The 6956-nt window shown below is 71.0% G+C and carries 7 protein-coding genes and 1 pseudogene; 4 read left to right on the top strand and 4 right to left on the bottom strand.

Annotated elements, in window-relative coordinates; translation table 11 throughout:
* The 4 genes from B7767_RS21505 to B7767_RS21490 form a co-directional block, all read left to right on the top strand.
* A partial coding sequence (locus B7767_RS21505) for a hydroxyisourate hydrolase (protein WP_143652574.1) occupies positions 1 to 287 on the top strand: 287 nt, incomplete at its 5' end.
* Positions 288 to 294: 7 nt separating this feature from the next.
* Positions 295 to 1191, top strand: a complete 897-nt coding sequence (gene pucL, locus B7767_RS21500; protein ID WP_085573643.1) for a factor-independent urate hydroxylase — start codon at positions 295 to 297, stop codon at positions 1189 to 1191.
* A gap of 111 nt (positions 1192 to 1302) precedes the next feature.
* Positions 1303 to 2685, top strand: a complete 1383-nt coding sequence (locus B7767_RS21495) for an 8-oxoguanine deaminase (RefSeq protein WP_085573642.1) — start codon at positions 1303 to 1305, stop codon at positions 2683 to 2685.
* A 200-nt stretch (positions 2686 to 2885) separates the two neighbouring features.
* A complete protein-coding gene (locus B7767_RS21490) occupies positions 2886 to 4271 on the top strand; it encodes a nucleobase:cation symporter-2 family protein (protein WP_085573641.1) in 1386 nt (461 codons plus the stop codon).
* A gap of 32 nt (positions 4272 to 4303) precedes the next feature.
* On the opposite strand, the gene B7767_RS21485 is transcribed toward B7767_RS21490, so the two are convergent.
* The 4 genes and pseudogenes from B7767_RS21485 to B7767_RS21470 all read right to left on the bottom strand — a co-directional run.
* Complete coding sequence (locus B7767_RS21485) at positions 4304 to 4963, bottom strand: peptidoglycan recognition family protein (RefSeq protein ID WP_085573640.1); 660 nt, start codon at positions 4961 to 4963, stop codon at positions 4304 to 4306.
* An 86-nt stretch (positions 4964 to 5049) separates the two neighbouring features.
* Positions 5050 to 5934, bottom strand: a complete 885-nt coding sequence (locus B7767_RS21480) for a GH25 family lysozyme (RefSeq protein ID WP_085573639.1) — start codon at positions 5932 to 5934, stop codon at positions 5050 to 5052.
* Positions 5935 to 6208: 274 nt separating this feature from the next.
* On the bottom strand, positions 6209 to 6631 hold the full coding sequence (locus B7767_RS21475; RefSeq protein WP_085573638.1) for a thioesterase family protein: 423 nt from the start codon (positions 6629 to 6631) through the stop codon (positions 6209 to 6211).
* Between the two features lie 62 nt (positions 6632 to 6693).
* A pseudogene (locus tag B7767_RS21470) lies at positions 6694 to 6956 on the bottom strand (hypothetical protein); the annotation flags it as partial.

Here is a 6956-nt window from a genome sequence, read left to right as displayed (position 1 = left end):
GGGCGCTCGGCGGCTCCGCGACCGACGCGGACGGGCGGTGCAAGGACCTGCCGGCCCTGCCGGAGGGAACCACCCACGTACGGCTCGACTTCGAGGTCGAGGCGTACTTCGAACCGTCAGCGAGGAACCAAGCCGAGGCACAGCAGGACGCCCCCGCGCATCGGGACGGCGGCACCGGAGTGTTCTTCCCGGAGGTGGCGGTCACGTTCGCCGTCGTACCGGGCGAGCACTACCACGTACCGCTGCTGCTCAACCCGTTCGGCTACTCCGTTTACCGAGGGAGCTAGCAGACACATGCCTACGATTCTGGGCCAGAACCAGTACGGCAAAGCAGAGAACCGAGTCGTCAGGATCACGCGGGACGGCACCACCCACCACATCAAGGACCTGAACGTCTCCGTCGCCCTGTCCGGCGACATGGACGAGGTCCACTACTCGGGCTCCAACGCCAACGTCCTGCCGACCGACACCACCAAGAACACGGTGTACGCGTTCGCCAAGGAGCACGGCATCGAGTCCGCCGAGCAGTTCGGCGTCCACCTCGCCCGCCACTTCGTCACCTCGCAGGAACCCATACACCGGGCGCGCATCCGCATCGAGGAGTACTCCTGGGAGCGGATCGAGGCGGCCGGCGAGGGCAGGCACTCCTTCGTCCGCGAGGGCCGGGAGACCAGGCTCGCCCAGATCACCTTCGACGGGGAGAAGTGGGAGGTCGTCTCCGGTCTGAAGGACCTGACGGTGCTGAACTCCACCGCCTCCGAGTTCTGGGGCTACGTCAAGGACAGGTACACGACGCTCAAGGAGGCCTACGACCGTATCCTCGCCACCTCGGTGTCCGGCCGCTGGCGGTTCAACTGGACCGACGACGAGCAGGAGATGCCCGACTGGGAGACGTCGTACGAGGAGACCAGGAAGCACATGCTCCAGGCCTTCGCCGAGACCTACTCCCTGTCCCTGCAGCAGACGATGTACCAGATGGGCGCGCGGATCATCGACCACCGCGACGAGATCGACGAGGTCCGCTTCTCCCTCCCCAACAGCCACCACTTCCTGGTGGACATGGAGCCGTTCGGCCTCAAGAACGACAACGAGGTGTACTTCGCCGCCGACCGCCCCTACGGCCTGATCGAGGCCACCGTCCTGCGGGACGGCTGCGAGGCGCGGATACCGGTGGACCTCACCAACCTGTAGGCCCGCGAACCCCTTTCGGCACCCGCGGCCGGACGGTCCGCCGGCCGGCCGCGGCACTCAAACCTCCAGGGTCCTGCCGTGCCCTCTCCACGTACCCGAAAAGGACGAACCATGGCAGCAGACCACCGGCGCACCGTCATCGAGAACTGCGCGATCGCGACCGTCGACGCGGAGGACACCGAGTACGCCTCCGGCCACCTCGTCCTCGCCGGCGACCGCATCGAGTCGCTCGGCACGGGCACGGCCCCCGCGGGCCTGGAGAACGTCGTGCGGCGGATCGACGCCACCGGACACCTCGCGACCCCCGGCCTGGTCAACACCCACCACCACTTCTACCAGTGGATCACCCGGGGCCTGGCCACCGACCACAACCTCTTCGACTGGCTGGTCGCCCTGTACCCGACCTGGGCGCGCATCGACGAGCCGATGGTGCGTGCGGCGGCCCGGGGCTCGCTCGCGATGATGGCCCGCGGCGGCGTCACCACCGCCATGGACCACCACTACGTCTTCCCGCGGGGCACCGGCGACCTGTCCGGCGCCATCATCGGGGCCGCCCGTGACATGGGCGTGCGCTTCACCCTCGCCCGCGGCTCCATGGACCGCGGCGAGAAGGACGGCGGACTGCCCCCGGACTTCGCCGTCGAGACCCTCGACGACGCGCTCGCCGCCACCGAAGAAACGGTACGACGGCACCACGACGCCTCCGCGGGCGCCATGACCCAGGTCGCCGTCGCCCCCTGCTCCCCCTTCTCCGTCTCCACCGAACTGATGCGGGAGGGCGCCGCGTTGGCCAGGCGGCTCGGCGTGCGCCTGCACACGCACGGCTCGGAGACCGTCGAGGAGGAGAAGTTCTGCCACGAGCTGTTCGGCATGGGCCCGACCGACTACTTCGAGTCCACCGGCTGGCTCGGCGAGGACGTCTGGATGGCGCACTGCGTCCACATGAACGACTCCGACATCGCCGCCTTCGCCCGTACGGGGACGGGCGTCGCCCACTGCCCGTCGTCCAACGCCCGTCTCGCGGCCGGCATCGCCCGCGTCCCCGACATGCTCGCGGCCGGCGTCCCGGTCGGCCTGGGCGTGGACGGCACCGCCTCCAACGAGTCCGGCGAACTCCACACCGAACTGCGCAACGCCCTCCTCGTCAACCGCCTCGGCGCCCACCGCGAGGCCGCCCTGAACGCCCGGCAGGCGCTGCGGCTCGGCACGTACGGCGGAGCCCGGGTGCTGGGCCGCGCGGGGGAGATCGGCTCCCTGGAGCCGGGCAAGCTCGCCGACCTGGTGCTGTGGCGGATGGACACCCTCGCGCACGCCTCCATCGCCGACCCGGTGACCGCGCTGGTCCTCGGCGCGGCGGCCCCGGTCACCGCGTCCTTCGTGCACGGCCGGCAGATCGTGGAGGACGGCCGCCTGCTCACGGCCGACGAGGACGAGATCGCCCGTTCCACCCGTACGGAGGCCCAGCGGCTGGCGCGGATCGCCGCGCGGGACTGAGCCCCGTCGAAGTCTCCGGCCGGGAGGGACGGCTCCCGGCCGGTGCCCGCGGACGCCCATCGGGGTCCGCGACGGCCGTCTCCGGGGCGCGTACGTCCCGGAGACGGCCCCCGTCCCCGGTCCCGCACGACCGACCACCCGCACCACCTCCTTGACACCCGCGTCAGAGCCGACGCGTACCCGACCGGAGGAGAGCCGCAGTGGCCGACCACCCCGTTGACGAGAAACTCCCCCCACTCAAGATGGCGACGACCGGCCTGCAGCACGTGGCCGCCATGTACGCGGGAGTCGTCGCCCCACCCCTGATCGTCGGCGCGGCCATCGGTCTCACCGGCACCGAACTCACCTTCCTCACCGGCGCCTGCCTGTTCACCGCGGGCCTCGCCACCCTCCTGCAGACCCTCGGCGTCTGGCGGATCGGCGCCCGGCTGCCCTTCGTCAACGGCGTCACCTTCGCCGGCGTCGCCCCGATGACCGCGATCGTCGTCTCCACCGACGACAGGAACGACGCCCTGCCGGTCATCTTCGGCGCGGTGATCGTCGCCGGCCTCCTCGGCTTCCTCGCGGCACCGTTCTTCAGCAAGGCGGTCCGCTTCTTCCCGCCGGTCGTCACCGGCACGGTCATCACGCTCATAGGCGTCTCGCTGCTGCCGGTCGCCTTCGGCTGGGCGCAGGGCCCCAGTCCCACGGCGGACGACTACGGCTCGGCGACCAACCTGGGCCTGGCCGCCGCCACCCTCGTGGTCGTCCTCCTCCTGCGCCGCTTCACCCGCGGCTTCGTCAAGCAGATCGCCGTCCTCCTCGGCCTGGTGGCCGGCACCCTCCTCGCGATCCCGTTCGGGGTCACCGACTTCTCCCCGGTGGCGGGCGCGGACGTCGTCGGTTTCCCGACCCCGTTCCACTTCGGCGCACCGCAGTTCCAGCTCGCCGCGATCGTCTCGCTGTGCGTGGTGATGGTGGTGTCGATGACCGAGTCGACCGCCGACATGCTGGCGCTGGGCGAGATAGTCGGCCGCCCGGCCGACGAGAGGACCATCGCGGCCGGCCTGCGTGCCGACACCCTCGGCTCCGCCCTCAGCCCGCTGTTCAACGGCTTCATGTGCAGCGCCTTCGCCCAGAACATCGGCCTGGTCGCGATGACGCGGATCCGCAGCCGGTACGTCGTCGCCACCGGCGGGGGCTTCCTCGTGCTGATGGGGCTGTGCCCGATGGCCGCCTCGCTGATCGCCGTCGTACCGCGCCCGGTGCTCGGCGGCGCGGGCGTGGTCCTGTTCGGCTCGGTCGCGGCGAGCGGCATCCAGACCCTGGTCCGGGCCGGCCTGGAGAAGGACAACAACGTCCTGATCGTGGCCGTCTCGCTGGCCGTGGGCATCATCCCCGTCAGCGCGCCGGAGTTCTACCACTCCGCCCCGGAGACGGCCCGGATCATCCTCGACTCGGGCATCTCCACGGGCTGTGTGGTGGCGGTCCTGCTGAACTTCGTCTTCAACCACCTCGGCGACGGCAGCCGCGAGGCCGCCGACGTCACCCACCCGATGGAGGCGGGCGGGGAACTCACGGGCGTGAAGGCCCCGGCCACACCGTAGAGTCCGTCCCGGCCACCGCCCCCGGCCGCACGCTACGCCGCCCCGGCCGCCGCCACTTCCTCCCGCAGCCGGGGCAGCATGTCGTGGTACACCCCCGGGCAGAGGGTCCCGCCGTAGTCCTTGTGGCCGTGGAGGCGTGCGGAGGGGATGCCGTACCGCGCGCACACGTACGCGCACAGGACCACCAGGACGTCCCACTGCGCGCCGGGCGGTACCGCGCCCGCGTGGTACGCGCCCTCGCACGCGATGCCGACGGCCTGGTCGTTCTGCCCGGAGGTGTGGGAGCCGAGCACGAAGTTCCGGCCTCCGGTGAGCGCCTGGAGGCTGCCGTGCCTGCCCTCGGTGATCCAGCCGCCCCGGCTGACCAGGAAGTGGTAGCCGGTGTCGACCCAGCCGTTCTTGTCCAGGTGCAGGTCCTGCACCCAGTGGGCGTGTGCGTGCGCCTGGGCGCGGGAGAGGTCGGAGGTGTTGGCGCTCACCGTGTGGTGGATGACGATCCTGCTCGGCCGGTACTGCAGGAGGCCGATGGTTCCCCGCGGGGGACGGGCGCCCCAGGCCGCGGTGGAGTCGATGTCCGGCTCTATGGCGTCGGCGTCGCGTGCGTGTGCGGTGCCCGGCAGGGCGGTGGTGGCGGCCAGCCCGGCCGCACCGGAGAGCAGGAGACGGCGCCGGAGGGCGTTCTCGGGATGCACGGGCACTCCTCGGGGACGGAGGCGGGGTGGGGGGAGGCGGTGGAGCCGGCGACGGACGGCCGCCGGCTCCACCGCGTGATCGCGCGTCAGGTGTTGTTGGCGAGCGCCAGCAGCCGGTCGCGGGAGCCGTTGAACTGGTTGCGGTCCACGCTGCCCGAGACGCCGGAGACCGAACCGGTGCTGGTGTACTGCCACACCGTCCAGGTGGGGAACCCGCTGGGGATGGTCGGTGACGACGCCGAGGTCCAGTGCGCCACCCACAGCGGGCTCTTGGACGACATGCCGGTCCAGTTGCCGGTGCAGGTGTTCCACCAGCTCGCCGTCGTGTAGATGACGACGTCGCGGCTCGTGCGCGCCTTGTACGTGGTGTAGAAGTCGTTGATCCAGGTGCGCATCTGCGTGGTGGACAGGCCGTAGCACATGGCCCCGTACGGGTTGTGCTCGATGTCCAGGACGCCGGGCAGGGTGAGGTTGTCGCGCGACCAGCCGCCGCCGTTGGTGGCGAAGTAGGCCGCCTGGGTGGACCCGTTGGAGGCGTTGGGGAGCGCGAAGTGGTACGCGCCGCGGATCACGCCCGCGGCGTGCGCGGCGGGGTAGTTGGTGTTGAAGCGGGGGTCCTTGTAACCGGTGCCCTCGGTCGCCTTCATCCAGGCGAACTGGATGCCCGCGTTGCGCACCGAGGTCCAGTTGATGGCGCCCTGCCAGTGCGAGACGTCGATGCCCTGCACGCCGCCGGTGGGGGCCAGCAGGCCCCGCGGCGGCTCCTCGGCGGGGACGCCCTCGTGGATGCGGGCGCCCACGCCCATGTAGGCCTGGCCGGGCTTGACGTGGAGGGGGCGCGGGTCGTCGGGCCGCGGTGCGGCGCTCGCGCCGCCGACGGACGTGGCCGTGAGCGCCAGGGCGGCACCGAGGACACCGAGTGCGGTGGCCGTCCGTCTTCCGAGGCGGGAGACGTGGGGGAGAACCTGCATGGGACTTGCCTCCTGACACATGTGGGGATGAGAAGGAGGTGACGTCGGCCGCTGCCACCTGGGCAGTTCCGTACTTATTGACGTGCGCGCGTCATTAGTTACGCACGTAGATTCACAGCGTGTAAAGAGTCTTCTTGTCCCTCTGGTGGTCTGGTCCACTGTAGGAGCGGATGGCCAGGAAACTTGGGAGCCGAATGGAGGAAACTTTCATCGGATGAAAACAGAACCGGGCTCCGGTTCCCCGGAGCCCGGCCGCGGATCGTGCCCCGCCGCCCTACAGCCCGAACAGGGCCGGGTCCTTCGCGAGGTCCCGGAAGACGTCCTGGGGGTCCGGTACGAGCTTGCGCCGCTTGAGGTCCAGCAGACCGCCCACCGCCGTGATCTCGGCCGCCACGGTGCCGTCGGCCTTGGTGATCGTCTGTTCGATGGTGAAGACCTTGCCGCCGCCCCAGGTGAAGACGCAGCTCACGTCGGCCTCGTCACCGGCGAGCAGCTCCCGCTTGTAGCGGATGGTGGTCTCCAGGGCGACCGGTCCCACGCCCTGGGAGATGAGTCCGGACTGGGTGATCCCGGCCTCCTGGAGCAGCGACCAGCGCGCGTGCTCCGCGTAGTTGAGGTACACGGCCTGGTTGAGGTGGCCCTGCACGTCGGTCTCGTACCCGCGCACGGTCACCCGGACGGAAAACGGCTCGCTCATCGTGTCTGTCCTTCTCGCGCCTGATCGGTCGGTTGCCCGAGCCACCGATCCTGGCATGTCCCTCACACCCGGCGCGGAGAGGCCAGCAGATAGCGCGTCCGCGTCCTCGGCTCCGTGTACTCCCCGACCTGCCAGCCGGCCCCCTCCAGGGTGGCCGCGCAGGCCCGCAGCGCCTCACCGTCCGGCTCGTGCACGGCGACCGCCTCCGGCTGCGGGGTCTCCCGCACCCGGTAGCCGCCGTCCCCGGCGTCCGCGCCGGCCGGGCGGTGTCCGGCGGCCTCCAGGGCCAGTGCGGCGGCCTGCACCAGGTGCGAGCGTTCCCAGC

It is taken from the genome of Streptomyces sp. 13-12-16 (genome assembly GCF_002114215.1).
Taxonomy (GTDB): Bacteria; Actinomycetota; Actinomycetes; order Streptomycetales; family Streptomycetaceae; genus Streptomyces.
Note: the sequence above shows the minus strand (reverse complement) of the source record. Positions and strands in the feature narration are given on the sequence as shown.

What these genes read in the sequence shown, in the direction of transcription:
- B7767_RS21475 (WP_085573638.1), bottom strand. Translation starts at nt 6,631, where the DNA reads ATGAGCGAGCCGTTTTCCGTCCGGGTGACCGTGCGCGGGTACGAGACC.
- B7767_RS21495 (WP_085573642.1), top strand. Translation starts at nt 1,303, where the DNA reads ATGGCAGCAGACCACCGGCGCACCGTCATCGAGAACTGCGCGATCGCG.
- pucL (WP_085573643.1), top strand. Translation starts at nt 295, where the DNA reads ATGCCTACGATTCTGGGCCAGAACCAGTACGGCAAAGCAGAGAACCGA.
- B7767_RS21480 (WP_085573639.1), bottom strand. Translation starts at nt 5,934, where the DNA reads ATGCAGGTTCTCCCCCACGTCTCCCGCCTCGGAAGACGGACGGCCACC.